At 42.7% G+C, this 26,943-nt stretch carries 24 protein-coding genes; 21 read left to right on the top strand and 3 right to left on the bottom strand.

Annotation, left to right across the window (positions count from 1 at the left end; genetic code table 11):
• Positions 1 to 12 precede the first annotated feature (12 nt).
• The 8 genes from pgm (at position 13) to ACFSJY_RS12550 (ending at position 9,890) form a co-directional block, all read left to right on the top strand.
• Positions 13 to 1,659 carry a phosphoglucomutase (alpha-D-glucose-1,6-bisphosphate-dependent) gene (gene pgm / locus ACFSJY_RS12585; protein ID WP_386034765.1) on the top strand — a complete coding sequence of 549 codons (1,647 nt, stop codon included), beginning with the start codon at positions 13 to 15 and terminating at the stop codon, positions 1,657 to 1,659.
• On the top strand, positions 1,659 to 1,991 hold the full coding sequence (locus ACFSJY_RS12580; protein WP_386034763.1) for a hypothetical protein: 333 nt from the start codon (positions 1,659 to 1,661) through the stop codon (positions 1,989 to 1,991). The genes pgm and ACFSJY_RS12580 overlap by 1 nt, the downstream gene beginning before the upstream one ends.
• A 180-nt stretch (positions 1,992 to 2,171) precedes the next feature.
• The gene (gene astE, locus ACFSJY_RS12575) at positions 2,172 to 3,227 is read left to right on the top strand and encodes a succinylglutamate desuccinylase (RefSeq protein ID WP_386034761.1); all 1,056 of its coding nucleotides are present in this window, start codon (positions 2,172 to 2,174) and stop codon (positions 3,225 to 3,227) included.
• Positions 3,228 to 3,547: 320 nt separating this feature from the next.
• On the top strand, positions 3,548 to 4,729 hold the full coding sequence (locus ACFSJY_RS12570; RefSeq protein ID WP_386034759.1) for a thiamine pyrophosphate-dependent dehydrogenase E1 component subunit alpha: 1,182 nt from the start codon (positions 3,548 to 3,550) through the stop codon (positions 4,727 to 4,729).
• 2 nt (positions 4,730 to 4,731) lie between these two features.
• Positions 4,732 to 5,709 (top strand): alpha-ketoacid dehydrogenase subunit beta, encoded by a 978-nt coding sequence (locus tag ACFSJY_RS12565; protein ID WP_386034757.1) that lies wholly within the window; start codon positions 4,732 to 4,734, stop codon positions 5,707 to 5,709.
• 12 nt (positions 5,710 to 5,721) lie between these two features.
• Entirely contained in the window at positions 5,722 to 7,302 is a 1,581-nt protein-coding gene (locus ACFSJY_RS12560; RefSeq protein ID WP_386034755.1) for a dihydrolipoyllysine-residue acetyltransferase, read from the top strand.
• Between the two features lie 376 nt (positions 7,303 to 7,678).
• Complete coding sequence (locus ACFSJY_RS12555) at positions 7,679 to 9,508, top strand: protein kinase domain-containing protein (RefSeq protein WP_386034753.1); 1,830 nt, start codon at positions 7,679 to 7,681, stop codon at positions 9,506 to 9,508.
• A gap of 4 nt (positions 9,509 to 9,512) precedes the next feature.
• Positions 9,513 to 9,890: a VOC family protein gene (locus ACFSJY_RS12550; RefSeq protein WP_386034751.1), complete on the top strand. Its 378-nt coding sequence runs from the start codon at positions 9,513 to 9,515 to the stop codon at positions 9,888 to 9,890.
• Positions 9,891 to 9,947: 57 nt separating this feature from the next.
• On the opposite strand, the gene ACFSJY_RS12545 is transcribed toward ACFSJY_RS12550, so the two are convergent.
• Positions 9,948 to 11,285: an anti-phage deoxyguanosine triphosphatase gene (locus ACFSJY_RS12545; RefSeq protein WP_386034749.1), complete on the bottom strand. Its 1,338-nt coding sequence runs from the start codon at positions 11,283 to 11,285 to the stop codon at positions 9,948 to 9,950.
• Between the two features lie 138 nt (positions 11,286 to 11,423).
• Between ACFSJY_RS12545 and ACFSJY_RS12540 the strand changes: the two genes are divergently transcribed.
• Complete coding sequence (locus ACFSJY_RS12540) at positions 11,424 to 12,170, top strand: substrate-binding periplasmic protein (RefSeq protein WP_386034747.1); 747 nt, start codon at positions 11,424 to 11,426, stop codon at positions 12,168 to 12,170.
• 4 nt (positions 12,171 to 12,174) lie between these two features.
• Here the strand turns inward: ACFSJY_RS12540 and cmoB are convergent, their stop codons facing one another.
• A complete protein-coding gene (gene cmoB, locus ACFSJY_RS12535) occupies positions 12,175 to 13,140 on the bottom strand; it encodes a tRNA 5-methoxyuridine(34)/uridine 5-oxyacetic acid(34) synthase CmoB (protein ID WP_386034745.1) in 966 nt (321 codons plus the stop codon).
• Complete coding sequence (gene cmoA / locus ACFSJY_RS12530; protein ID WP_386034743.1) at positions 13,137 to 13,871, bottom strand: carboxy-S-adenosyl-L-methionine synthase CmoA; 735 nt, start codon at positions 13,869 to 13,871, stop codon at positions 13,137 to 13,139. The genes cmoB and cmoA overlap by 4 nt, the downstream gene beginning before the upstream one ends.
• Before the next feature lie 114 nt (positions 13,872 to 13,985).
• On the opposite strand from cmoA, the gene ACFSJY_RS12525 reads away from it, so the two are divergent.
• The 12 genes from ACFSJY_RS12525 (at position 13,986) to ybgF (ending at position 26,873) form a co-directional block, all read left to right on the top strand.
• A complete protein-coding gene (locus ACFSJY_RS12525; RefSeq protein WP_386034741.1) occupies positions 13,986 to 16,832 on the top strand; it encodes a transporter substrate-binding domain-containing protein in 2,847 nt (948 codons plus the stop codon).
• 149 nt (positions 16,833 to 16,981) lie between these two features.
• Entirely contained in the window at positions 16,982 to 18,760 is a 1,779-nt protein-coding gene (aspS, locus tag ACFSJY_RS12520; RefSeq protein ID WP_386034739.1) for an aspartate--tRNA ligase, read from the top strand.
• A gap of 135 nt (positions 18,761 to 18,895) precedes the next feature.
• Complete coding sequence (ruvC, locus tag ACFSJY_RS12515) at positions 18,896 to 19,426, top strand: crossover junction endodeoxyribonuclease RuvC (protein WP_386034737.1); 531 nt, start codon at positions 18,896 to 18,898, stop codon at positions 19,424 to 19,426.
• An 81-nt stretch (positions 19,427 to 19,507) separates the two neighbouring features.
• The gene (ruvA, locus tag ACFSJY_RS12510; protein WP_386034735.1) at positions 19,508 to 20,128 is read left to right on the top strand and encodes a Holliday junction branch migration protein RuvA; all 621 of its coding nucleotides are present in this window, start codon (positions 19,508 to 19,510) and stop codon (positions 20,126 to 20,128) included.
• Between the two features lie 11 nt (positions 20,129 to 20,139).
• Positions 20,140 to 21,144 carry a Holliday junction branch migration DNA helicase RuvB gene (ruvB, locus tag ACFSJY_RS12505; RefSeq protein ID WP_386034733.1) on the top strand — a complete coding sequence of 335 codons (1,005 nt, stop codon included), beginning with the start codon at positions 20,140 to 20,142 and terminating at the stop codon, positions 21,142 to 21,144.
• Positions 21,145 to 21,698: 554 nt separating this feature from the next.
• Positions 21,699 to 22,109: a tol-pal system-associated acyl-CoA thioesterase gene (gene ybgC / locus ACFSJY_RS12500; RefSeq protein WP_386034731.1), complete on the top strand. Its 411-nt coding sequence runs from the start codon at positions 21,699 to 21,701 to the stop codon at positions 22,107 to 22,109.
• Positions 22,099 to 22,776: a protein TolQ gene (gene tolQ, locus ACFSJY_RS12495; protein ID WP_386034729.1), complete on the top strand. Its 678-nt coding sequence runs from the start codon at positions 22,099 to 22,101 to the stop codon at positions 22,774 to 22,776. The genes ybgC and tolQ overlap by 11 nt, the downstream gene beginning before the upstream one ends.
• A gap of 13 nt (positions 22,777 to 22,789) precedes the next feature.
• Positions 22,790 to 23,212, top strand: coding sequence for a protein TolR (gene tolR, locus ACFSJY_RS12490; RefSeq protein WP_386034727.1), 423 nt, complete (start codon positions 22,790 to 22,792; stop codon positions 23,210 to 23,212).
• Positions 23,213 to 23,215: 3 nt separating this feature from the next.
• Entirely contained in the window at positions 23,216 to 24,115 is a 900-nt protein-coding gene (gene tolA / locus ACFSJY_RS12485; protein ID WP_386034725.1) for a cell envelope integrity protein TolA, read from the top strand.
• A gap of 16 nt (positions 24,116 to 24,131) precedes the next feature.
• On the top strand, positions 24,132 to 25,499 hold the full coding sequence (gene tolB, locus ACFSJY_RS12480) for a Tol-Pal system beta propeller repeat protein TolB (protein ID WP_386034723.1): 1,368 nt from the start codon (positions 24,132 to 24,134) through the stop codon (positions 25,497 to 25,499).
• A gap of 45 nt (positions 25,500 to 25,544) precedes the next feature.
• Positions 25,545 to 26,084, top strand: coding sequence for a peptidoglycan-associated lipoprotein Pal (gene pal / locus ACFSJY_RS12475; protein WP_386034721.1), 540 nt, complete (start codon positions 25,545 to 25,547; stop codon positions 26,082 to 26,084).
• Positions 26,085 to 26,099: 15 nt separating this feature from the next.
• A complete protein-coding gene (gene ybgF / locus ACFSJY_RS12470) occupies positions 26,100 to 26,873 on the top strand; it encodes a tol-pal system protein YbgF (protein ID WP_386034719.1) in 774 nt (257 codons plus the stop codon).
• Positions 26,874 to 26,943 lie beyond the last annotated feature (70 nt).

Below are 26,943 nucleotides of genomic sequence, written 5' to 3'. Positions count from 1 at the left end.
TAAGGACAGAGTATGGCTATTCATGAGCGTGCAGGGCAGGTGTCACAGCCTGAAGATAGGGTAAATATTGCGAAAGTTGTAAGTGACTATTTCTTTTTACAGCCGGATGCAAGTAATTCTGCTCAAAAAGTGAGCTTTGGCACCTCGGGACACCGTGGTTCTTCGCTAAAAACAAGCTTCAATGAATATCATATTCTTGCAATCGTTCAGGCGGTCGCTGAGTACAGAAAAGCACAGGGATTTGATGGGCCACTGTACTTAGGAAAAGATACACACGCATTATCTGAGCCTGCTTTTAACACAGCTATTAGTGTGCTTATTGCTAATGATGTTCCTGTCGTGGTCCAGCAAGATCTCGGTTATACGCCAACTCCCGTTATTTCTCGTTTAATCATTAGCCATAATAAATCAGAGACTTCTGTTGCTGACGGATTAATTATTACGCCGTCTCATAATCCACCCCAAGACGGTGGAATTAAATATAACCCACCGCATGGTGGACCTGCAGAAGGCGAGATTACCAAGAAAATTGAAGCGCGAGCTAACGAGATTCTAGCTGCAGAGCTTGAAGATGTATTGGATATGGCATTTGAAGAAGCCATAGCCTCTGATTTAGTGACTAAACGTGATTTCATTAGTGAATACGTCGACCAGTTAGCGCTTGTGCTTGATATGGAAGCGATTGCCAATGCTGGAGTAAAAATAGGTGTTGACCCGCTAGGCGGCTCAGGTATTGATTACTGGCCAGTGATTGCGGAGAAATACGGTGTAGACATTACCGTTGTGAATAATGAAGTCGACCCAAGTTTTGCATTTATGCCGCTGGATAAAGACGGCAAAATTCGCATGGACTGTTCTTCACCTTATGCGATGGCGGGTTTAATTGGTCTTAAAGATAAATTTGATGTTGCCGTAGGTAATGACCCAGATTTTGACCGTCATGGTATTGTGACCAAAGCGGGCGGGTTGATGAACCCGAATCACTACCTTGCCGTGTCGATTAATTATCTTATGTCACACCGTAAATGGCCTGAAACTGCCAAGATCGGGAAAACACTGGTGTCTAGTTCATTGATTGATCGCGTAGCAAACAAACTAGAAAAGCCGCTTACCGAAGTGCCAGTGGGCTTTAAGTGGTTTGTAGATGGCTTGCAAGGTGCAACTTACGGCTTTGGTGGTGAAGAAAGTGCAGGTGCCTCATTTATTGCCAAAGATGGCAGCTGTTGGACGACAGATAAAGATGGCTTCATTATGGCGCTTCTTGCCGCAGAGATTTTGGCGGTGACAGGCAAAGACCCGTATGAGCACTTCTTAGCATTAGCTGATGAACTGGGCACACCAAGTTATGGTCGCGTCGAAGCGGTTGCATCTGCTGACCAAAAGCGCGTATTAACTAATATGTCGCCAGATATGATCACTGCTACAGAATTAGCAGGCGAGCCGATCACTAAAGTACTGAGTCACGCACCGGGTAATAACGCTGCCATCGGTGGTCTTAAAATTGAAACCGCCAATGGTTGGTTTGCCGCGCGTCCTTCTGGTACTGAAGAAATCTATAAAATTTACGCTGAAAGCTTTGTTGATGAGGCACACTTAGCCAACATTATCGAAGACGCACAGGCTATTGTGAGCGATGTATTCGCGGCGGCAGGCATTTAATGACACCAAAACTAAACGCCTTCGCTGAAGTTATCGCCAAAGCAAATGACCAGTTTATGGACAAACATAAGCTGGTTGATACCCTGATGGGGATTATTGATAAAGCCCTTCGTAATCAAGGCATGCCGGCTGACGCAATTACCATAGACGCGGTGGAGTTAGACAAAAAAATCGTTTTTTTATTGCCTGACTCTTTACCTGATGGTGTAGAAGTCGCCCTTGGAAATCGCGAAGGTGATATTTTCAAGAAGTTTCATTTTACGCTTGAAGAACTCGACATCGATACTGTCGTTACCGTGTTTGAGAATTATTTTTTAGTTTCTGAAAATTAGATAAATACGCAGTGAACATAAATGACTATGCAAGCAACTATGCAAATGATTGCGTAAAAACGATGCTTGCGTAAATATTTATCAGCAAAAGTTCGCGGGGCTATCTTGTCTCGCATTTCTCCTCTGGTTCTATTTAGCGTAAAATGGCGCCACAACTCAAACATTTCAAAATCAAAACACGTGTCTTTATTACAACAGCTTCAACAAACAGGTGACTTTCTTACTATTACTCGCCAGAACGAGTGGTCACTGCCAGAAACATTCTCATTTACGGTTACTCATCAAGCGTCAGGTTCAGAAAGCAAAGTATCAGTTCTCGATACAGGGATTATCGCTTTTGAACCTATTAATCGTGACACCCACAAGGATATCGTTCTGTCTTGTGCAGTGCATGGCAATGAAACAGCACCTATCGAAATATGTGACGAGTTGGTTCAACAGCTAATTAAAGGCGAGTTATTTCTTGCAGAGCGTGTTTTGTTTTTATTTGGCAACCCGGCAGCAATGAATATTGCTGAACGATTTGTTGAAGAAAATATGAACCGTTTATTCTCTGGGGCACACAGTAAGGGCGATACAAAAAATAAAGAAAGAACACGAGCGAAAGCATTAGAAGATGCGATTCGAGAATTCTTCGCAGAGGGCGCTTCAATTAGTGAGGGACGTGAGCGTTTCCATTACGACTTACATACCGCTATTCGTGAAGCCAAGTACGACAAATTTGCGGTATATCCGTTCCGTCATGGTAAGCCTTGGAAAAAGTCCCAGTTACAGTTTTTAGCGGCATGTGGCGTAAACACTATTTTGTTATCGCATTCACCAACCACGACGTTTAGCTACTTTTCGTCGAACGAGTTTGGCGCTGACGCTTTTACGGTTGAGCTAGGTAAAGTTCGCCCATTTGGTGAAAATAATATGGCCGACTTTGCGGCAGCAAAAGCGACATTAACGGCTTTTGTCAGTGGTAACTTGCCTGCGTTTGGCGAATTTAACGAAGACGATTTTAATATCTTTGAAATTGATCAAACAATTAATAAAGAAACCGAAGCGTTTGCACTCAACTTCCCTGATGATGCAAAAAACTTTACTGACTATCCAGTTGGCTACGTACTAGCAACTGACGGTGATATTGAGCATAAGGTTCGAACCGAAGGGGAAGCTATTGTCTTTCCAAATGCTAATGTCGCGCTTGGTCAACGCGCAATTTTGACGGTAAAACCAACGACTATCGATTAGTCGGTGTTTTGCATAATCATGTAAAGAAGCCCCAGAATTGGGGCTTTTTTATGCATATTCGATAGATATTCACTTCATTTGTAAACATTTCTGAGCACTTCAAACGCTTTAATAAAGGTGTCAAATTGGGCTTGCTTGAATCTCAGTTTACGTAAAGGTAAAGTCAGTCCGCAATACAACAAGCAACATCTCAAAAGTTTGCTGAATTACTATACTAAGTCTGCAGAGCTCGACGTAATTGACGCGAGCGTTAAGGACATCAACAGCAAATAATTGAGCTAGTGCGACAACATAGTTGTTCGCCAGACAAAGAGAACGTTATGAACACTGATATATATAAAGAAGGGCCAGTGGTTCACTCGCCAGCGTTTATAGATGGTCACTCGGTTGAAATTCCTACTTTAAAAATTCTTCAACAAGACGGAAACGTCTACGAGGGTGCTGAGTTACCAGAGTTAGACGAAGCGCTTGCGCAGCAAGTGTACCGTTCGTTGGCATTTCATCGTGTACTTGATGAGCGAATGATAGCCGCTCAACGTCAAGGCCGTATTAGCTTTTATATGACAGCGTTAGGTGAAGAAGCAACAACCGTTGGTGGTGCTGCTGCTTTACACGGTCAAGATATGATCATGGCGCAATACCGTGAACAAGGGTGCTTAATTTTCCGTGGCTTTAGCCTTGAAGATTTTATGAACCAAATGTTCTCTAATGAAAAAGATTTAGGTAAAGGTCGTCAAATGCCTATTCACTATGGTTCAAACGAGTTGAACTATATGACGATCTCATCGCCATTGGGTACGCAAATTCCGCAAGCGGCAGGCTACGCGTACGGCCAAAAACTGAAAGGCCAAGATGCAGTAACTATGTGTTACTTTGGCGAGGGTGCAGCATCTGAAGGTGACTTCCACGCAGGCCTTAATATGGCTGCTGTGCACAAAGCGCCTGTGATTTTCTTCTGTCGTAATAATGGTTACGCAATTTCTACACCATCAGATGAACAATACATCGGCAACGGTATCGCTTCACGTGGCGTCGGTTACGGCATTAAGACGATTCGTATCGATGGTAACGACATTCTCGCAGTAATGAAGGCGGTTCAAATTGCACGTGCTCATGCGTTAGAGCACAGCGAGCCAGTAATTATTGAAGCTATGTCATACCGCTTAGGTGCACACTCAACGTCTGATGATCCATCAGGCTACCGTACCAAAGAAGAAGAAGCTAAATGGACAGAGCACGACCCAATTTCTCGTTACAAAGCCTGGATGTTGAACCAGAAGTGGTGGGACGAAGAGCAAGACAAAGCATTATATGAAGAATACCGCGAGCAAGTATTAGCAGCGGTGAAAGTGGCTGAGAAAATCGACAAGCCGCCGGTAGAAGATTTAGTGACTGACGTTTATGACGACGTGCCTGTACATCTTCAAAAACAACTGGATGAATTAAAAGAACATATCAAGAAGTATCCAGAAGCGTATCCATTCACGGCGGGGAGAATTTAATCATGGCACAAATGAATTTACTACAAGCGATCAACAATGCGCTTGATATTGCCATGGCCGAAGACGACTCAACGCTTTGTTTTGGTGAAGATGTTGGTCATTTTGGCGGCGTATTCCGCGCAACAAGCGGTTTACAAGAAAAGTACGGTAAAGCGCGTTGTTTCAATACACCGCTAGTTGAGCAAGGTATTATCGGTTTTGCTAATGGTTTAGCTGCACAGGGCAGCCGTCCTATCGCAGAAATCCAATTTGCTGACTACATTTTCCCTGCGTTTGACCAAATCGTAAACGAATCAGCTAAATTCCGTTACCGCAGTGGTAACCAGTTTAACGTTGGCCGTATGACAATTCGTACGCCATACGGTGGCGGCATCGCAGGTGGTTTGTACCACAGTCAATCCCCAGAAGCTTACTTCGCGCATACGCCGGGCTTGAAAGTGGTGGTGCCTCGTAACCCATATCAAGCAAAAGGTTTGTTGTTAGCGTCAATTCGTGACGACAACCCTGTGATTTTCTTCGAGCCGAAACGTTTATACCGTGCATCAGTGGGTGAAGTACCTGAAGATGATTACCAGTTACCCATTGGTAAAGCGGAAGTCGTGACTCAAGGTACTGACATTAGCTTGTTAGCTTGGGGCGCTCAAATGGAAATGATTGAAAAAGCAGCTGAGATGGCGGCGGCTGATGGCATTTCATGTGAGATTATTGACCTGCGTAGCATTCTTCCTTGGGATGTGGAAACGGTAGCGAATTCTGTTATGAAAACAGGTCGTTTACTTATCAGCCATGAAGCGCCAATTACTGCCGGTTTTGCTGGTGAAATTGCGGCGACTATTCAAGGCGAGTGCTTCTTACATCTTGAATCGCCAATTGAGCGCGTGTGTGGTGTCGATACACCATATCCACTTTCACTTGAACGTGAACATATGGCTGACCATCTTAAGATTTACGAAGCTATCAAGCGTAGCGTTAACTTCTAAGGACTGCCGATTATGAGTATTGATTTTATTTTACCGGATATCGGCGAAGGTATCGTAGAGTGTGAAATCGTTGAATGGTTAGTCGCAGAAGGCGATGTTATCGCTGAAGATCAACCGGTTTGTGACGTAATGACAGATAAAGCGCTCGTACAGATTCCAGCGATGCACGCTGGTGTTGTAGATAAGCTTTATTACGACAAAGGCGATATTGCTAAAGTGCATGCGCCATTGTTTGCGATGACACCAGAAGGTGAGCAAGCAAGTCCTGTGCAGGAAGCATCAGCAGCCGAGACTACGTCTACGCCAGTTGCAGAAGCACCAACAGCTTCGGGAACAGTCGTTGAAGACTTTATCTTGCCTGATATTGGTGAAGGTATCGTTGAATGTGAAATTGTAGAGTGGCTTGTCGCTGAGGGTGATGTCATTGAAGAAGACCAGCCTGTTGCAGATGTAATGACAGACAAAGCACTCGTCCAAATCCCAGCGATGCATGCCGGTACTGTGGTTAAGCTTCATTATGCAAAAGGTGAAATTGCTAAAGTCCATGCGCCGTTATTTGCGATTGAACGTGCGGCCGATGGCGCAGCACCAGCAGCAAAAGCTGAGGCACCTTCAGAACAGCCTGCGGCAAGTGCTCCTGCAAAAGCAGAACAATCGGCTATGAAATCAACGCCACAAGTTGAACGAGCGTTACCAGCTGGTGGTAAAGCAATAGCTAGTCCAGCAGTACGCCGTGTTGCTCGAGAGTTAGGGGTGAATATTCACGAAGTACCAGGTTCGGGTAAAAAAGGTCGCGTTTATAAAGAAGATGTCATCGCCTTCAATGAAGGCGGTCAAACTGCTACAGCGCCAGTTCAAGCTGCACAAACAGTAGCACCTGTTTCTGGTGGTACACGAGTAGAGCCAATTCGCGGTGTTAAAGCGGCAATGGCAAAAGCCATGGTTAACTCCGTGTCGACCATTCCTCACTTTACCTACTGTGAAGAAATTGACCTAACAGACCTGATTGCATTGCGAAAGCAGCTTAAAGAAAAGTACGCCAAGCAAGATATTAAACTGACGATGATGCCTTTCTTTATGAAAGCCATGTCGCTTGCAATTAAAGAGTACCCAATCGTCAACTCGCAAGTAAATGATGATTGTTCAGAGCTTACTTACTTTGACGATCATAACATTGGTATGGCGGTAGATTCTAAAGTTGGCCTGTTAGTACCAAATGTTAAAGCGGTACAAACCAAGTCTATTTTAGACTTAGCGCAAGATATTACGCGTCTAACAGAAGATGCACGCTCTGGCCGTGTATCACCTGATGATTTGAAAGCGGGTACTATTTCAATTTCTAATATTGGTGCTATTGGTGGAACGGTAGCTACGCCGATTATCAATAAGCCGGAAGTCGCTATCGTCGCGTTAGGCCGAGTGCAGCAATTGCCTCGCTTCAATGATAAAGGCGAAGTAGAAGCACGTTCTATCATGCAAGTGAGCTGGTCTGGTGACCATCGCGTTATTGATGGTGGTACGATTGCTCGCTTTAGTAACCTTTGGAAGTCATATTTAGAGGAGCCAACAAATATGTTGGTGTCTATGTCATAAGAAGTTATTTATGACAGTTATGTGACAGTTAATGGTTAAAAAAGCTCGCAAATTGCGGGCTTTTTTATTGCCTGTATTTATGTTGGTTACTTTTCTCTCGGCAAAAAAAACGCCCTACATCTGTAGAGCGTGAATCAACCGAAACGTGTATATCATCGGGATTAATGTCCAGAAAGAACCGTAGTAAAACAACAACTAACAAGCTTCTTTGAGGTCGGGATAGCAATTGTTCATCCAACGAAGCCTATAGTAGATAGGATATATGACAATCTAATGACATGGTTTATTAAGATATTGTGACAAATACTGTCGCTTAAAATTAGATTAACGTTACAATCGACCCTGTATTGTGAAGTTAGTGAGAAATGATAAAAGCGTGGCAGAAAAAAAATTACAGCACTTTTATATCGCTGAAGAACAATCTATTTATTTGTTGAGCCATAAAGACGCCACTAAGTTGAAGACTTGGGTGGAGCTTTGTCAGCAGCAACTCTCTTTACTTGGTTATTCTGATATCGAACTGGTAGGAAAGGGCGCATACAGTTTCGTGTTTTCTGGTACCGACGATGAATTTCAGCAATATGTCTTCAAATTCTCGCGCATTACGCTACCACAGCATGTGCAGGACAGGCTTGAGGAAGAAGCTGACATTCAGCAGCAATTGACACATGTTCAAATTCCTAAAGTACGTGAATATCGCAAAATTAAACGCCAATCTATTCTTCAGATGACACGCGCTCCAGGTATTGACTTAGACCAATACTCGCACTTAATGGGACCATTACCACCAGAGCAAGTCGTTCAATTAGCAATACAACTGATTGCTTTATTGAAATATCTTCGCACGGCAAAAAATCATCCTTGTGGAAAGCCTATTGTGCATGGCGATATCAAACCATCCAATCTCGTATTTGACACCTCGTCTGGTAAGGTTCAGTTGGTTGATTGGGGGTCTGCTGTTATGGCTCAAATAGACGCGACGGGTCAAACAACCGCCAGTAATGTGATGGACTTGATGAGTAGTGACCTACAAAATACCAATGCTCGATTGGGCGATGTTTATTTTATCGGGCCCGAACAAATCAGTGGTGGCATGTCTAGTCCAAGATTTGACGAACAAGGTGCGGCAGCAACACTGTATGCGCTGGCGTCAGGACAATCGTGTCGTTATGGAAAAAAAGTAATTCCCGCATCTAGTTTGGGTTTACCAAAGCCTTTAGCACAAGTCATAGATGGAATGTTGAGTGATGAACCCTCGACGCGAGAACGCGCTGGTGACTACTTTGTCAACAACGAACACTTATTCAGACAACTTGTACTCGCTCCTGCTGAGACGGAAACGGTTGTTGAGCCATTAATACCTGTGTGGGTAAAAGACAAACAAGAAGCTATAGATACCGTGGTGTATGGATCCCGAAAGTCGTTTTTACGGGAGCAAAGTACAGATGGAGAGCTTTCTTCGGTAGATGACGTACAGCTAGAAAAATATTACAAAAACTACTTAATGGGCATGGGTGACACAGAGAAAGCGTTTGTAGCAGCGGTCAGTCGTTTGGGTAATTTTCCTGTTGTTGGCGGACTGGCCGTTAGATGGGAGAAGGAGGGCGTTTATATTGATTCCAATGTTACCTTGTTTGATCCTAGTTTGAAAAAGTCATTCCAAAGTGCGGTGAATAATATGATTCACCTGGCGCAAGGTATTTTTCGTGTCGGTATGTTTAAAAGCTGTTTGTTCAACGCCAGAAATACCCTCCATGTTGAGCGAAAATCAACCCGCCAACCTTTCGTAGCAGAGCCAGAACAGAGAATACCTTTTGATGTCAGTGTTGTGCCTGAAATGGACGATGTGACGAAATTGCATTCTTATTTTGAAGACGGTAAAGATCCTGACGAATACTTACATTTGCCAGACGAAATTATGATGGAGTTGGCTAAATTAAATTTAATTCATCACACGGGCTGCATTATTTTTGAAGTCTTGCCTACCCACTTGAAGATTCATAGTTACTTGATGTTGCTAAATCATGAAAAAGAATCAGAATTTAAACAGTGCTTAGCGAATATAATTCAGTTTCTGCCCACGATAAAAGGGCTTGGTATTTCTGGGTTTATGAAATTGCCGTACAAAGATACGCGTTTTTTCGAGCACATTAACCAGTTACCTGAAAAATACTACCCAAAAAATCCAAAACTAATAAAGGAGTAGGAATATGGAAAACGCAAAACTTGGTGAAATTGCTTGGCTCGACTTAACTGTAGAGGATGCACCTGCCATCAGAGACTTTTATAAGAGCGTTGTTGGGTGGACTGCCCAAGAAGTGAATATGGGCGAATATTCAGACTTTTCGATGATTTCGAGTGAAACGAATAACCCTGCCGGTGGTATTTGCCATGCTCGCGGTCCTAATGCTGAGCTACCCGCGATGTGGCTTCCCTATTTTTTAGTCGCAGATGTTGAGGCTGCTGTTGCACAAGTAAAAGCAAATGGTGGTAGTTTATATACAGAAATTAAATCGATGGGAAGTGATAAGTTTGCGGTGATTAAAGACCCAGCTGGCGCAGCATGTGCTTTATACGAAAAAGGCTAGTTGAATACCCAAAAGGGCTGATAAACATCAGCCCTTTGATTTGATATCGACTGTCCATTATGAATGGACGTCATAGCTATCACCGCTACCTACGGGTAAAAAGAGTGTTTGATATAGCCTGGTTGCATAGCCATCTGTCATCCCAGAGACATAGTCTGCAATAACACGATGATGATTGTCGCCATTGTCTGCAGCTAATTGCCAGCGTTTGGCTGTGCTAGTTGGTAATAGCCTCAGTGGGTCGGAGGAAAGTGCTTCAAATAACTCCATAACGACTTGTTGCCCCCGGTACTCAAGGCGTTGAATTGCCGGAAGCTTGATAACAAATCGATAGACAAAGTGCTTTAATATAGTCAGCACTTGGGCTGGCTGTATTGGTAGTTTTGCATTGTAGGCTAATAGCGGCTCTTCGAAATCAGCATCGACGACCTTAAGCAGCTCTATCGATGTAATAAGGTAGTTGACTAGTCCGCCAATAGCATCTTTTTGATGGTGGTGATGTTCTGAAAATAATTTATCCGTTAGCCCTTGGCAAAAATGGGTTAGCCACTTGTCGTCAATATCAAGCAACGGTTTAATAACATGTTCATCGAAATCATTTCTGTTGACAACGCCTGTCACAATAGCATCTTCTAAGTCATGGATACCGTAGGCAATATCGTCAGCTAGTTCCATAATTGAGCAGTCTAACGACTTAAATCGCGTCTTACTGTGTTGGTTATCCCGAGGTGTGAATGACTGAAATAAAGTACGATCATGTTCAGAAAGTGGCGACAATACCCACTCTATAATATCGTTGTCGTCTGCATATAACCCTTTTGGAGGATGCCAATCGCTTGCTTTCAATTGGCGGTAATGCACGGGTGAACAGTTCGGCTTTTTATGGGTTAGTGTATCCAATACTTGTGGATATTTTATTAAACCTAGCAGTGTTCTTCGGGCCAGGTTCATACCGTGGCCTTCGCTGAATGGCTCTAGTCGAGCGACAATTCTTAGGGTTTGACCATTTCCTTCAAAGCCACCGTACTTTCGCATCATGTAATGTAAAGCTACTTCACCACCATGTCCGAAGGGGGGGTGACCAATATCATGAGCTAAGCATAGTGCCTCAATTAAGGTGTCCTCTTCTGGAAAAAGCGTCTCGGTAAGGTCTGGGTATTTAGAGCGTAATTGGGCAGTAATGCCAGATCCTATTTGTGCGGCTTCAAGCGAATGAGTCAGACGCGTACGATAAAAATCACTCTGCCCCGAGCTAATAACCTGCGTTTTGGACTGTAAACGTCTGAATGCGGCTGAGTGAAGTATTCGTGCGCGATCTCGCTGAAATGGGCTTCGATGGTCGTGCTGTCGCTGACTGAGTTTTGTTAACCTGCGTTCTAACCAAACGTCTGACATTATATACCTTGATTACTACTGTCGATTATCAATTTTCCTGCTACAATTCCGTTAGCATGGAGCAAATTTTTATAACAATAGCTTTACTGCTTTATTAGCTAAATTGCAACAGATTGTTGGTCTTTTCAGGGATATAGAGTGTTTCAGTTGTTACCCAAATTACACATCATTTTTGGCTTTTTATGTTGTATAGCGACCGCTGTTGTTGCTGAAGAAAAAGAAGGCCCTATTGAACTTGTTGCTGGCTTGGCAAAACCGCCTTTCATCATCCAGGAAGGGAAGACCGGTATACAACTTGAAATCATCAGCGCTGCATTTGCAGAACAAGGTGAAGAGGTTGTTTTTTCTCATGTTCCGCTTTCCCGCAACATTACTGCATTTCAGCAATGGCATATTGATGGTGTTATTACATTACCTGTAAATTACCGTTATCCTGGCATGTATATCTCTGAACCTTACATCGACTACCAAAACGTTGCAGTAAGCCTCGACTACATGAATATTTCGATTAACAACGTCAAAGACTTGCAGGGAAGAAGCGTTATTGCTTTTCAAAATGCGAAAAAGTTTTTGGGGGATGAATACAAAGAAACGGTCTCTTATCTGCTTGAGTATCGTGAGTTAGCAAACCAAGAGCAGCAAATAAAAATGCTGTTTAGTGGTAGAACAGAAGTGATTATTCTTGATCGTGATATTTTTCGTTACTTTGTAAAAACGCACCCCGAAGCTATTTATCAGAAGGCGGTGCGTGTTCATCCTATTTTCCCTAAAAGGCCATATGCGGCAGGCTTTAAGTCAGAGGAGCTTAAATCTATTTTTGATGCAGGCGTTGAAAAAATTAAAGAGAACGGTACTTACCAAGCTTTAATCAGTAAGTACCATTAAGTGATTATTTATTGGCGATAAAAATCGCCCTTTGAGGTGCAGGGTAGCCTTCAATGGTTTTACTTGGATCCGCTGGATCTAAGAAGTCTTTGAGTGATTCGGTGTCAATCCAATCTGTTTTACGTTGTTCTTCAAAATCTGTGATATCGGTATTCACCATACGAACATTGCTGAATCCGCAACGTTCCAGCCATGCACACATCGCTTTGCCACTTGGTAAGAACCAAACATTCCGCATTTTTGCGTAGCGTTCACCAGGCACCAGAACGGTATTTTCATCACCATCAACGATCAGAGTTTCTAGCACCAACTCCCCACCTTTCACGAGTTGTGCTTTCAATTGGTATAGAAAGTCAATTGGCGAACGTCTGTGATACAAAACCCCCATTGCAAACACGGTATCGAACGCATTTAACTCTGGCAGTTGTTCAACGCCCAAGGGTAATAGGTGAACACTGTTATCTTTGATAAAGTGCTGAACAGCGTTGAATTGCATGACAAATAACTGTGTTGGATCAATACCTACAACAAACTTTGCTCCCGCACCTTTCATTCGCCAAAGGTGGTAGCCACTGCCACAGCCAATATCTAACACGTATCGATTAGATAGATCGCTAATGTGCGGAGCAAGTCGATCCCATTTAAAGTCAGAACGCCACTCTGTGTCGATGTGAAGCCCATGGATATGATAAGGACCTTTGCGCCACGGTTTGAGCTTCTTCAGCATATGCTCTAGGCGCTTTAGTTGTCCAGGCTCTATTTCTTCTGGCTTACCCACTGTAACGCTGTTTTTAAGCTCAACGAAACCTGTATTTGTTACTGGCAATTGGTCTAATACTTTTTGCCACTGTGCATACTCACCATGCAAATGATTTTTTTGCCACTCAGTAAGTTGTGCCGGCAAAGAGTTAAGCCAGTGACTTAAGCGGTTAGCGGCTATCGCTTGGTAGAAAGAGTTATATTGACTCATTTAAAGGCCACCAAAGAAAGGAAGTTGAAACATTGGAACCACTGGGTAATGTTTTTATAACCCGCTGCCGTCAAGCGATTTAAGTGATCTTCAAACGCATCGGGTTTCATAACATTTTCCAGTGCTGTGCGCTTTTGCGCAATTTCTAGCTCGCTATATCCATTAGCTCGCTTAAAGTCATGATGAAGGTTAATTAGCACTTCGTTTGATGTGTCATCTTGGTGATGAATTTTTTCTGAAATCACGAGTAACCCACCAGGCTTCAACCCGTGATAAATTTTCTCCATCAAGGTTTGTCTATTTTCAGGCGCGATAAATTGCAATGTGAAGTTAAGGACTACAAGTGACGCGTCTTTTATCTCGATTGTTTCGATATTGTCTTGGACGATATCTACCGGTGTGTCGCCTTTAAACGCTGAAACATGCATTTTACAGCGCTCTACCATTGCAGCGGAATTGTCGACGCCTACGATGTGTACATCTTTAGCGGTAATGGCTCTGCGCATGGCAAGTGTTGCTGCACCAAGTGAACAACCCAAATCATAAACGTTACTATTGTCTTGAACGTATTGTTTACTGAGTCTGCCAATGGTATCGATAATGGTGTTGTAGCCTGGTACGGAGCGACTGATCATGTCTGGAAAAACTTCGACGACTTGTGCATCAAAAGTAAAATCTTTTACCTGGCTATGAGGGTTCGAATAAATAAGATCGGTATCTGAGCGTTGCATAATATCCGCGGCGCTGAATAAAACTGCGTTATATTTTAGCTGAACTGATTGATCTTGATAAGATAATATTGCAAGGTTTGAGAGTATATTACCCAATGATGAGCGTGTGAGTAGATGTTGACTCGATTATTAAGCTTGGCTGTAGCATGTTGCCTTGTGTTGATAACAGGGCTTTCATACGCGCAAGACAATACTGGATCTTCCTCTGGTCATGACTTTTCAGGACGCACTTTCACTGTTGCATTGAGCGAGCATTCATATCCTCAGCAATACGTTGATTCTAGTCAGAAGCCAAATGGTATTATGAAGGAACTATGGGAACTTTGGGCTGAAAAGCAACAAGTTCAGGTAGAGTTCGTACCGCAACCTTGGCAGCAAACAATTAAAAGCGTCAGAGAGCGCCAACTAGACTTTCATGCCGGCCTTTCAAGAATTCCTGAAAGAGAAGCGTTTCTAGATTTTTCTCAAGTGATATACCCGCAATACAGTTTTGTGTATATCAGTGAGTCGATCAGTGAAATTACCGATATAAAGCAACTTTCTCCATACACTGTAGGCGTTGTCGCAGGCTCAAGTCACATAACAACAGTGACGAATATGAACCCTAAAATAAAACTAAAAGTTTTCGCGTCTAGAGTGGAAATGTATGAAGCGGCGCTCAATGGTGAACTCTTAGCTTTTGCCGAACTTGAACGTTTGTTAGAGGGCTATGAGAGGCTAAACGAGTTACAGGCGTTGTTTCCGACTTATCGACGGATAAACTATTACGGTGGTGACTATTCTGCAGCTGTAGCCAAAGGCAATATAGAGTTACTTAACTTTATTAATGAGGGCTTGGCTAAAATATCGGTAGCCGAAAGACAACTTATTGCTAATAAATGGATGTTCCAAAAAAAGGCAGAGCAGGGAATATCACTTGCCTTTTCAGTCAACCTACCACCCTATATGGGCTACTCGTCTACAGGGAACCCTCAAGGCCTTTATATTGATATTTGGCGACTTTGGTCTAAGTACAGCAATATTGATGTGCACTTTGTAGGTAATTCAATGGTGCATGGTGTTGAACAAGTTAAACTTGGAAACTTAGACGCACATCTTGCTTATCCAGAGCAAGATCCGTCTTCAACAGGCCTTGCTAAAGCTGCAAAAATCTACGCTCTGCATTCAAAGTTGTATTTGAAAAACGAATTAGCCAAAGATACATCTGAAAGTAAGTTGGCAGGAAAGAATATCGGCTTGTTTAAAACTGCTCCCTATATCGATACTTTTAAAAAGTTATTTCCGCAGGCCAACATTAGGTATTACGTCGGACACGAGAATATGCTCAAGGCCGCGGAATTGGGTGAAATAGACGGCTTTGTCTCAGAAATTGAGAATATGCAGATAAAGCTTATTAACGCCAATATGCAATCGCAATACACGATGGTGGATGAGCCTATATTTGACGTTGATATGTTCACTCTTGTGCCGCCAAACAATACGCAGTTAGCAGATACCATTCAAAAAGGCTTTCAAAAAATTCCGTTAAAAGAACTCAAGGCTTTAGAGAAAGCATGGCTTTCGCAGCCTGAAGACGCGTATTTTAGTCAACAAAAAGAAGACATATCGCTAACGCAGAAACAAACACAATGGTTACTTGATAATCCCGAAATTGTTGTCGGTATGGCGAGAGATTGGGAGCCCTTAGAGTTCTTTGACGAAAGCGGTGAAGCTCAGGGGATAAATAAAGAAATTATTCAAATTATCGCCGACAATGTCGGGCTTAACTTATCGTTTAAAGGGTATGAAAGTTGGGCTGAATTAGTGAGGGCGTTAGATAGTCAGGAAATCGATGTCATTCTCGGTGTATCGTTAACAGAAGAACGCGAATCACAATTTGATTTCTCTGACGTATATTGGCAGATGCCATGGAGTATTTTGCACAAACAATCTCAAGGGCAAATCAATTCAATTGTTGATTTGTACGGTAAGCAAATTGCCTTCGTTAAAGGCTATCAGTTAGCCGACTATGTGCGCAGAAACCATCCTAAAGTTCAGATCAATGTTGTTAATACGGTGGACGAGGGGGTTGTGGCTGTTGAACAGGGGCTTGTTGATGGTTTCGTTGAGGCGTTGCCCGTTACTTCAAAACTTGCTAAACGAGAAAATATTATCCCGCTTGCCGTGTCAGTTGTTGATGAAATACCAACTCAAGATAACCGTATAGCGGTCAGAAAAGGGGAAAAAGAGTTGATGGCGGTGATCAACTCAGGATTAAAGCTTATTGACAATACCACACGTCAGCAGGTGTTCGATAAATGGTTCAATGTAAATATCCTAACTGGGCTTGATAAGCGGTTTGTCACTAAAATTGCATCCTTGATAGGCGTTGTTATTGTTGTGATTGTTGCTTTTGTGAGTTTATGGAACCGGCGATTGCATAAAGAAGTAGCCCGTAGAAAAGTGCTGGAATCTCAGATGAAACACCTAGCGACCCATGATGAATTGACGGGGCTGGCGAATCGCACCTTAATGAAGTCGCAAATGGAAACCGCAATTGCCCAACACCAACGTCAATTGAATAAGCTAGCAGTCTTGTTTATCGATTTAGACGGTTTTAAAGGCATCAATGACAAGTTTGGCCATGATTTTGGTGACGATATTTTGAAGGAAGTGGCTACTCGTATTAAAGGCTGTGTGCGCAAAGCGGATACAGTGTGCCGCTTTGGCGGCGATGAATTCGTGCTATTACTTACACAGCTTCACAGTAAAGAAGAGGCAGCTTACATCGCTGAAAAAATAGTGTCAGTTATTGCGAAAACATATGACATTGACGGGCGTCTGGCAAAGCTAGGTTGTAGCATAGGTGTTTCTATTTTTCCTGATGACGGTGATAGGGAGTCAGACTTATTGAAAATGGCTGATACCCTTATGTATCGGGTAAAATCGTCAGGCAAGAATGGTTATTTACTGCGTCAATAATTGCTTTGCTGTTTGCTAAATATTCACATCCCACAGGCATTGTGCAATTCCACTAAACATCGGGTGACATTAGTCCCTTTTTCTATATAATATCGGCAGTTTTATTTAACCCCGCAATTTGCGGGTTTTTCTTTTCAGGATAACTCTACATGCGTAGTCTTTACTGTGGTGAGGTGAACGAATCTCACGTTGGACAAGAAATCACATTATGTGGCTGGGTAAACCGTCGTCGTGACTTAGGTGCGGTAATTTTCTTAGATTTGCGTGATCGCGAAGGTATCGTGCAAGTGGTATTTGACCCAGATTTACCGGAAGTATTAGAAACAGCCAACACACTACGTAATGAGTTTTGTGTGCAAGTAAAAGGTAAAGTGCGTGCTCGCCCTGAAAGCCAAGTGAATAAAGATATGGCAACAGGTGGCATCGAAGTATTAGGTTTAGAGCTAACAATCTTGAACAAAGCTGCACCACTTCCACTTGATGCCAACCAAGAGAACTCAGAAGAAAATCGTCTGAAGTACCGTTACTTAGATTTGCGCCGTCCTGAAATGACAGAGCGTTTACGTTTCCGCGCTAAAGTTACATCTGCTGTTCGTGAATCTTTAGAGTCTCAAGGCTTTATGGATATCGAAACGCCGATTTTAACAGCGGCAACACCAGAAGGTGCGCGCGACTACTTAGTACCAAGTCGTACACATAAAGGCAAATTCTTTGCGCTTCCACAATCACCACAGCTGTTTAAGCAATTGTTGATGATGTCGGGTATGGAGCGTTACTACCAAATCGTTAAATGTTTCCGTGACGAAGATTTACGTGCTGACCGTCAGCCTGAATTTACGCAAATCGATATCGAAACATCATTTATGACAGCTGACCAAGTCATGGCTGTTACTGAGAAGATGATCCGTGAGTTATTCCTAAAACTATTGAATGTAGATTTAGGCGAATTCCCTCGTATGCCGTACTCAGAAGCAATGACACGTTTTGGTTCAGATAAGCCAGATTTACGTAACCCATTAGAAATTGTTGATGTTGCTGACATCTTAAAAGATGTTGAATTCAAAGTTTTCTCAGGCCCTGCAAATGATGAAAAAGGTCGTGTTGCAGTAATTAAAGTGCCAGAAGGTGCAGCGAAATTCTCACGTAAGAACATTGATGACTTAACCAAGTTTGTTGGTATCTATGGCGCGAAAGGCATGCCTTGGATGAAAGTTAACGATATTGATGCTGGCCTTGAAGGTATTCAATCGCCAATTCTTAAGTTCTTAAATGAAGAATCAGTAACTGCTTTATTAGCACGTGTTGAAGCACAATCTGGCGACATTATTTTCTTCGGTTCAGACACATACAATGTGGTTACTGAGTCATTAGGTGCGCTTCGTCTTAAGCTAGGGGAAGACTTGGGTATTGTTTCTGATGAGTGGAAACCATTATGGGTTGTTGACTTCCCAATGTTTGAAGAAGTTGATGGCCACTTACATGCGATTCACCACCCATTTACTGCGCCAAGCAACATGACACCAGAAGAGCTTGAAGCTAGCCCAGTTGGTGCATTGTCAGACGCTTACGACATGGTATTAAACGGCTGTGAATTAGGTGGTGGTTCTGTTCGTATTCACGATCAAGCAATGCAAGCCGCGGTATTTAGAATTCTAGGTATTAGCGATGAAGAAGCACAAGAGAAGTTTGGCTTCTTACTTGACGCACTTCAGTACGGTGCTCCACCGCACGCAGGTTTAGCGTTCGGTTTAGACCGCCTAGTAATGTTAATGACTGGCGCAAGCTCAATTCGAGATGTAATGGCGTTCCCGAAAACAACGACTGCGGCGTGTCCATTAACCAATGCGCCGGGTGAAGCAAACCCAACGCAGTTGGAAGAGTTAAATATTCAAACGCTGGCTAAAGATGACAGCGAAAGCGAAGCATAGTAGCTAAACGATAAAAGCGCGCATTTAGCGCGCTTTTTTGTATGTATTGCCTCAATTGCTCTATCCATTGGTTTGCCTGCAAACTGCATGTGAACCTAATAAAGCAAAAGAGGTGTAACAAATGTTGAGGTATCAATGCCCGTAATTTTAGGTATTGACCCAGGCTCTAGATTGACAGGTTATGGTGTTGTAGAGCAGCAGGGTAGACATTTTACTTATCTTGGAAGTGGTTGTATCAAAGCTATTTCTGCTGGCGAAGATTTAGGTAGTCGTTTGCAAACTATCTTTGCAGGTGTATCAGAACTTATTATTCAGTTTAAGCCCGATATGTTTGCCATTGAGCAAGTATTTATGGCGACTAACCCTGATTCTGCACTTAAACTAGGTCAGGCAAGGGGAGCTGCTATTGTGGCTGCAACCAATGCAGGGTTAGACATAGCAGAATATTCAGCAAGGCAAATAAAGCAATCGGTAGTTGGCACTGGAGCTGCGGACAAAACGCAAGTCCAGCACATGGTGAAATCTATGTTGAAGTTGCCGGGTACGCCACAAGCTGATGCTGCGGATGCATTGGCGGTAGCTTTATGTCATGGCCACAGTTACGACTCCTTGCAAAAAATGGCAGGTCAAGCATCCAAAACAGTCCGTGGTCGATTACGTCGCTAACCACCTATTTTCCAAAATCTTCATTTACTGTATAAATATATAGTGATAGTATTTTATTATCACTTTATTTGAGAATTTCTCGTGATTGGTCAATTACACGGCGTATTATTAGAAAAACAGCCACCAGATATAGTTATCGACTGCAACGGTGTTGGCTACGAAGTACAAGTTCCTATGACAACTTTGTACGCGCTACCAGAAGTTAATGAAAAAACATTGCTTTATACTCACTTTGTGGTTCGAGAAGACGCCCAACTACTCTATGGTTTTGCCAATAAAATAGACCGCAAGCTATTTCGCCTATTGATAAAAGCAAGCGGTGTGGGTCCTAAGCTCGCATTGGCAATTCTTTCTGGCATGTCCGCCGAGCAATTTGTTAGCTGTGTCGCTCATGATGACGCATCTACTATCGTCAAAATTCCGGGTATTGGTAAAAAAACCGCAGAGAGACTACTTATCGAAATGCGTGATCGCATCAAAGACTGGCAAGTTGAAAGTCAAACGCCAGCAACGGATGCGGCGCCTCTGGATTTGGTTTCAGAAAACGCGTTTATTCAATCTGACGCGAAGGGCGATGCAATGAACGCGCTTGTTTCATTGGGGTATACGCAAGCACAGGCTGATAAAGCAGTCAAAGCGGTGTACAGTAAAGACAAAACAAGCGAAGTGCTTATCAAAGAAGCACTCAAAGCAATGTTGTAAAAGAATAACGTATGATTGAAGCAGATAGACTTATACAGCCAGTAGCTACACAAGAAGATGAGGGTGTAGATAGAGCAATACGCCCGAAAATGCTTGCCGATTACACCGGACAAGATCATGTTAAATCGCAAATGGAAATCTTTATTCCTGCTGCGAAGAATCGTGGTGAACCACTGGATCATTTATTGATTTTTGGCCCTCCTGGTTTAGGTAAAACTACGCTCGCAAATATTGTAGCGAATGAAATGGGCGTTAACATTCGTACGACTTCTGGGCCTGTGCTAGAGAAAGCGGGTGACTTAGCTGCATTGCTTACCAACCTTGAAGAAAATGACGTACTGTTCATCGATGAAATTCATCGATTGAGCCCTATGGTGGAAGAGGTGTTGTACCCAGCCATGGAAGATTATCAATTAGATATTATGATTGGTGAGGGGCCAGCGGCGCGCTCAATCAAATTAGATTTGCCACCATTTACACTTATTGGCGCAACGACACGCGCAGGTGCACTGACATCGCCACTGCGCGATCGTTTCGGTATTGTTCAACGTTTAGAGTTTTATTCCAGCAAAGATCTTACCGATATTGTTAAGCGGTCAGCGCATTTCCTGAATTTGACCATCGATGACGAAGGGGCATATGAAGTTGCATGTCGTTCACGTGGCACCCCACGTATTGCAAACCGTCTTTTACGACGTGTTCGAGATTATGCAGATGTTAAAACAGATGGCATAGTTGATAAAACTTGTGCGGCCAATGCACTTGATATGCTGGAGGTAGATAATCAAGGCTTTGACATTATGGACCGTAAATTGATGTTGGCAATTATCGAAAAGTTTATGGGCGGCCCCGTTGGTCTTGATAATCTTGCTGCGGCTATTGGTGAAGAGCGAGAAACTATCGAGGATGTGCTTGAGCCTTTCCTTATCCAACAGGGGTTTTTACAACGTACGCCTAGAGGGCGTATTGTCACTGAACGCACCTACCTACATTTTGGGCTAGTTAAGCCTTCTTAAATTCATAATACAGCCAGTTATTTGCAGATTGGCTGACATGTTTATTTTTCTTTAGATAAAAAAAAGCCCGTATCAAGGATACGGGCCAACTATATAAAGTTGATAGAAGGAAGTTAAAAATTCCAGGAAACATGTCAGAGAGAAGAGATGATAAACGTATCACCTTTTCTAAAGTATCTGGGCTTGTGAGACACTTCTCACTGCGCTAGCTCAGAAAACAAGAGTATTTTATACAGGGAGCAAAAGAGTAACAAACTAATTAAATTTTGCTTTCGGATTAAAAAAACTAATGTGAAATATGTCAAAGTGTGTCAATTGAATGAACTTTTGCATAGCTATGCTGGGGTTTTAAACATGTTATGCATAAATAATCATATAAAATGCATAAGCGTGTCAGGTTACTTTTTGTATCGAAAATGTAGCAAAAAAGTTACTGATGAGAATGTTTACAATTATTTAATGAATTTGACCTGTTTTTCTCTTGTGACAGATTGCTCGAATCTTTAATATAAGCGTCATACTAGACAAAACAACAAAAAGCTAGATTTAGTTAAATGACGCTTCCGTCCTTTGAATTCCCCATTCGCGTATATTATGAAGATACAGATGCCGGCGGCATTGTATATTATGCAAACTATCTTAAGTTTTTTGAGCGTGCTCGAACCGAGTGGTTACGCGCGTTAGGTATCGACCAATCTAAATTTTTAGAACAATCGATAGGTTTTGTTGTCAGACGTGTTGAAATGGATAATTTTGCTTCAGCACGATTGGATGATCTTATTACGGTGACTAGCCAAGTTAAACAACTTAAACGTGCAAGTATTACCTTCCAGCAAACAATAACGAATGAGCACCAAACGGAACTTTGCAAAGTTGAGGTGCTGGTGGCATGTGTAAATTTTGATATCAATAAGCCATGCCCAATTCCAGAAAACATATTAGGAGCGTTAAAAGGTGTCAGCTGAACTTTCTATTTTTGACTTATTTTTACAGGCAAGTTTACTTGTTAAATCTGTAATGCTGATTTTGCTGGCATTTTCTGTCATCTGTTGGGCGATGATATTTCAACGCAAAAAGGCATTAGATCAAGCTTCTATTCAACTAAAGAGTTTTGAAGATCGTTTTTGGAGCGGGGCAGACTTAACTAAGCTTTATAATGAAATATCTTCTCGCCAGCATATTCAAGGCATTGAAAGCCTTTTTGTCGCGGGCTTCAAAGAATTCGCTCGTTTACGTAAGAGCAACATCCAGTCACCTCAAGCTATTGTTGATGGTACTCATCGAGCAATGCGAGTCGCACTGTCCCGCGAAGTCGATAGTTTAGAAACGCACTTACCGTTTATGGCGACTGTTGGTTCAATTAGCCCTTATATTGGACTGTTCGGCACAGTGTGGGGGATCATGAATTCATTTATTGCGCTGGGTGCTGTTCAGCAAGCAACTTTAGCTATGGTTGCGCCTGGTATTGCAGAAGCACTTGTAGCTACAGCAATGGGGTTATTTGCAGCGATTCCAGCGGTTATGGCATTCAACCGTTTTAGCCATAAAGTTGAAAAGTTAGAAAACAGCTACGGTAACTTTATGGAAGAGTTTTCTTCAATTTTACATCGCCAAACTGCAGTAGAGCACTAAGGTAGGTCGGGTTATGTATAACCGCGTTAGACGTAGAAAAGTTGCTGAAATAAACGTCGTACCATACATAGATGTAATGCTGGTATTGCTTATTATTTTCATGGTAACTGCGCCCTTGATTACTCAAGGTGTAAAAGTTGATTTGCCGAAGGCAGAAGCTGAGCCATTGGATAAAGACAGTAAAACACCCATCGTAGCTTCAGTTGACGCTGAGGGTAATTATTATATTGCAGAAGGCGCAGGAAAAAATAAGTCGGTTACGGCAGAACAACTTGCTATCGAGGTGGCGGCGCAATTGCAATTAGATCCTAAAAAGCCGGTCGTTGTTAATGGCGATGGTGCAGTTTCATATGATGCGATTGTTCAATTAATGGTGTTATTGCAAAAAGCGGGCGTGCCATCAGTAGGCTTAATGACGGACAACCCGGAGAATTAGTGAGTGTCGGGTAAGTATTCTCTCCCAATCGTACTAAGTGTGGTATTACACGGTGCTTTAGCTGTGGTGCTTTTTTTTGGTAATTTTACGTCGCATCCTCCTAAGCCAACGGTGATGCAAGTCAATTTAAATCCGAATCCCATTGAAGCGGTTGCCTTCGATAAAGCCATTATAGAAAAACAAGCAGAAAAGTTGCGTCAAGAAAAAGCACGTGCCAAAGCTGCTGAGCAAAAGCGAATTCGTGAATTAGAGGAAAAGGCTGCTGCAGCAAAGCGCAAACGAGCTAAAGAAGAAGCGCGAATTAAAAAGCTTGAACAACAGCGAAAGCAAAAAGAGAAAGAAAAACGTATAGCTGACGAAAAAGCTAGAAAGGCAAAAGCGCAGGCAATAAAAGCTGAAAAAGAGCGTAAGCGCAAAGAAGAGGAGCGCAAGAAAGCTGAGAAAGCAGCCGCTGAAGCTAAGAAAAAGCGCGAGCGTGAAGAAGCCGAACGCAAGAGAAAAGAAGCTGAGCGTAAGCGCAAAGCAAAAGAAGCGAATGAACGCGCCGAACAAGAGCGTATGTTAGCAGAGCAAATGGCGCAAGAGATGGAAGCAAGGCAGCGAGCTCGAGGTCAGCAAGTTCAGTCTGAAATTAGTCGTTACACGGCTTTGATAACGCAGACTATTCAGCGATTTCTGATTACAGACAGAAGTACCATGGAAGGAAAGTCTTGTAAATTGACAATAACTCTTGCACCATCGGGCTTTGTTACCAATGTTCAGACGGGGCAAGGTGCAGCAGTTGTATGTAACGCTGCTCAAAATGCTGTATATAAAGCTGGTACGTTACCAGTGTCTAAAGACCCAGAAGTCTTTAAGAAAATGCAAAAAATCAGCTTAACGGTAGTTCCAGAATTTAACTAAAAATTGAAAGATAACAATGATCAAAGCTATTAAACGATTTATCCGACAGTCTTCATTTTGTGTAGGTCTATTAGGCCTCGTTTCCACCAGCGCGAATGCAACGCTAGAAATTGTTATTACCGAAGGTATCGACAGTGCACGCCCGATTGCGGTTCTCCCGTTTAAATGGAATGGCAGCGGTGTAATGCCAGAAAATGTGGCTAAAATTATCAGCGACGATTTACTACGTAGTGGCAAGTTTAGCCCCATAGACGCTTCTCGTTTTCCTCAACTACCAAGTTCAGATAAGCAAGTTGATTATGCTGCATGGGCCGGAGAGGGTGTTGAAGCCATTGTTGTCGGCGAAGTGACTGAAACAACTATTGGTCGTTATCAAGTGAACTACCAACTAGTAGATGTTATTCGTGGTCAAATTACAGGTGGACAACAGCAGTTATTGAGTGGTGGGCGATTAATTGCAGATCAATCTCATCTTTTACTCGATAGTGGTGCACAAATTGGAGCCAGCCAATTCCGTCGATTCGCGCATCAAATCAGTAATTCTGTATATGAAAAGCTCACTGGCGATCGAGGTGCATTCTTAACGAAGATTGCATACGTCATCGTGAGGGATACTGGCGACTTTCCTTACCAATTAGTATTTGCTGATTATGATGGTTTCAATGAACAGGTTATCTTGAAGTCGAGAGAGCCACTAATGTCACCTGCTTGGCACCCGAGTGGAGAGCAATTGGCTTACGTGACATTTGAAAACCGCCAAGCCCAAGTTTATATCATTGACATCTACACCGGAAAGCGCCGCTTAATAGCGTCTTATCCAGGCATTAACGGCGCACCACGTTTTTCGCCTGATGGTAAAAAACTGGCGTTAGTATTGTCTAAAGACGGTAACCCTGAAATTTATACGTTAGATTTAGCATCTAATAAATTACGTCGAGTAACACGTCATCGAGCAATTGATACTGAACCAAGTTGGAGTCCTGACGGTAATTCCTTGATTTTTAGTTCAGAACGGGGTGGAAAACCTCAGCTTTATCGCGTAAATTTAGTCGATGGGAAAGTAAGACGCTTGACGTTTGACGGCGAAATGAACTTAGGTGGTAGTTTAACACCTGATGGTCGTCAGTTGGTTATGGTGAACCGAACACGTGGTCAGTACCATTTAGCTAAACAAGAATTAGACACTGGTTTATTCCAAGTGTTAACAAAAACACGTTTAGATGAATCACCAAGTATCGCACCAAATGGTGGCATGATTATATATAGTACTATGCACAATAACCGCCAAGTATTGAGCTTAGTATCTGTAGACGGTCGATTTAAAGCTCGCTTACCTGCCTTAAATGGTCAGGTGAAAGCGCCGGCTTGGTCACCGTTTCAATAATAATGATTAGTTAACTAAATTAGACATGAATAAGGAAAAATAAAAATGCGCTTAAATAAAGTGATGAAGAGCCTAGCGATTGCATTACCTTTGTTCGCTCTTGGAGCTTGTAGCTCTAGCTCTGACACAGACGGTCAAAGCCAAGTAGACACTAACGCATCACAAACTGCGTCTCAAACACAAGACAATGTTGAAGTAACAGCTGCACAACGCCAAGCGGAAATTGAAGAGCAAAAGCGCCAAGAACTTGAGCGTCTTCGTTCAGAGCACATCGTATACTTCGACTTCGATACATCTACACTAAGCGGCCAATACTCAGCTTTATTAGATGCGCATGCTAAATACCTTAATGCTAACAGTGGTGTAAAAGTGCTTGTTGAAGGTCACGCAGATGAGCGTGGTACACCTGAGTACAACATTGCACTAGGCGAGCGTCGTGCAAAAGCGGTAGTTACCTACTTAGAAAACATGGGTGTTTCACCTTCACAACTTAGCGTAGTTAGCTACGGTGAAGAGAAGCCTATGGTTAAAGATCGCACAGAAGCTGCATTTGCCAAAAACCGTCGCGCTGTATTAGTTTACTAATTTGTTAGGACGGAAATGAAACTCAATAAAGTTTTATTTGGGCTCATTTTTTCTGCCAGTGCATTTCATGCACTGGCTCAACAACCAGCCCCAGTCATCGACGTTAGCGGTCAGGCGACAGGTTCTACTACCGACAGACTTGCTGCATTAGAACGTCAACTTGAAGCGCGCAACCGTGCGCAAGTCAATATTCAACGTCAACTCGACGATCTACAAACTGAAGTGAGTGAATTGCGCGGTGTTACCGAGTTGCATTCTCACCAACTTGGTCAAGTGCTAGAACGTCAACGTGAACTATATCAAGAAATTGAACGTAGAGTCAGCGAAGCGTTAAAAGCGCCAGCTGCATCTGTACCTTCGTCTATTGCTGCACCTCAACAAGGTGGTGGCGACGTTAATTACAGTGCTAATTTAACGGAAAATGAAGCATACGATCGTGCGGTCAATATGGTACTTAGAGAAAAGCAGTATGAAAAAGCGATTCCTGAGTTCCAAGCCTTTAATCAGAACTTTCCTAATTCTTCGTATGCGCCTAATGCGCATTATTGGTTAGGTCAGTTGCTTTTCAATAAAGGTGACCTGGTGCAAGCAGCAACAGAATTTAAAATTGTTGTTGATACGCATACTACGTCAAACAAACGTCCTGATGCTATGCTTAAGCTTGGCATGGTGGCACAAAAACAGGATGACAAAGCGAGAGCTGTATCTATTTACCAACGTCTGATTCAAGAGTATCCAGAGTCAACCGCGGCACAGTTAGCACAACCTCGTTTACAGAGTTTTCAATAGATTTGATGATAACTTGTTCTGTTTGTTGTGTTTTTGTGCAAACAAACAAGTTTTCTTAAAAAACTTCAAA

This window comes from Thalassotalea euphylliae, assembly GCF_042682785.1.
Lineage (GTDB): Bacteria > Pseudomonadota > Gammaproteobacteria > Enterobacterales > Alteromonadaceae > Thalassotalea_F > Thalassotalea_F euphylliae.
Note: the sequence above shows the minus strand (reverse complement) of the source record. Positions and strands in the feature narration are given on the sequence as shown.

Coding starts and splice junctions, on each gene's coding strand:
- pgm (WP_386034765.1), top strand. CDS start 13: ATGGCTATTCATGAGCGTGCAGGGCAGGTGTCACAGCCTGAAGATAGG.
- tolR (WP_386034727.1), top strand. CDS start 22,790: ATGTATAACCGCGTTAGACGTAGAAAAGTTGCTGAAATAAACGTCGTA.
- ruvC (WP_386034737.1), top strand. CDS start 18,896: ATGCCCGTAATTTTAGGTATTGACCCAGGCTCTAGATTGACAGGTTAT.
- ybgF (WP_386034719.1), top strand. CDS start 26,100: ATGAAACTCAATAAAGTTTTATTTGGGCTCATTTTTTCTGCCAGTGCA.
- ACFSJY_RS12560 (WP_386034755.1), top strand. CDS start 5,722: ATGAGTATTGATTTTATTTTACCGGATATCGGCGAAGGTATCGTAGAG.
- cmoA (WP_386034743.1), bottom strand. CDS start 13,871: ATGCAACGCTCAGATACCGATCTTATTTATTCGAACCCTCATAGCCAG.
- ruvB (WP_386034733.1), top strand. CDS start 20,140: ATGATTGAAGCAGATAGACTTATACAGCCAGTAGCTACACAAGAAGAT.
- cmoB (WP_386034745.1), bottom strand. CDS start 13,140: ATGAGTCAATATAACTCTTTCTACCAAGCGATAGCCGCTAACCGCTTA.
- ACFSJY_RS12525 (WP_386034741.1), top strand. CDS start 13,986: ATGTTGACTCGATTATTAAGCTTGGCTGTAGCATGTTGCCTTGTGTTG.
- ACFSJY_RS12550 (WP_386034751.1), top strand. CDS start 9,513: ATGGAAAACGCAAAACTTGGTGAAATTGCTTGGCTCGACTTAACTGTA.
- ACFSJY_RS12565 (WP_386034757.1), top strand. CDS start 4,732: ATGGCACAAATGAATTTACTACAAGCGATCAACAATGCGCTTGATATT.
- aspS (WP_386034739.1), top strand. CDS start 16,982: ATGCGTAGTCTTTACTGTGGTGAGGTGAACGAATCTCACGTTGGACAA.
- pal (WP_386034721.1), top strand. CDS start 25,545: ATGCGCTTAAATAAAGTGATGAAGAGCCTAGCGATTGCATTACCTTTG.
- ACFSJY_RS12545 (WP_386034749.1), bottom strand. CDS start 11,285: ATGTCAGACGTTTGGTTAGAACGCAGGTTAACAAAACTCAGTCAGCGA.
- tolB (WP_386034723.1), top strand. CDS start 24,132: ATGATCAAAGCTATTAAACGATTTATCCGACAGTCTTCATTTTGTGTA.
- ACFSJY_RS12580 (WP_386034763.1), top strand. CDS start 1,659: ATGACACCAAAACTAAACGCCTTCGCTGAAGTTATCGCCAAAGCAAAT.
- ACFSJY_RS12570 (WP_386034759.1), top strand. CDS start 3,548: ATGAACACTGATATATATAAAGAAGGGCCAGTGGTTCACTCGCCAGCG.
- ybgC (WP_386034731.1), top strand. CDS start 21,699: ATGACGCTTCCGTCCTTTGAATTCCCCATTCGCGTATATTATGAAGAT.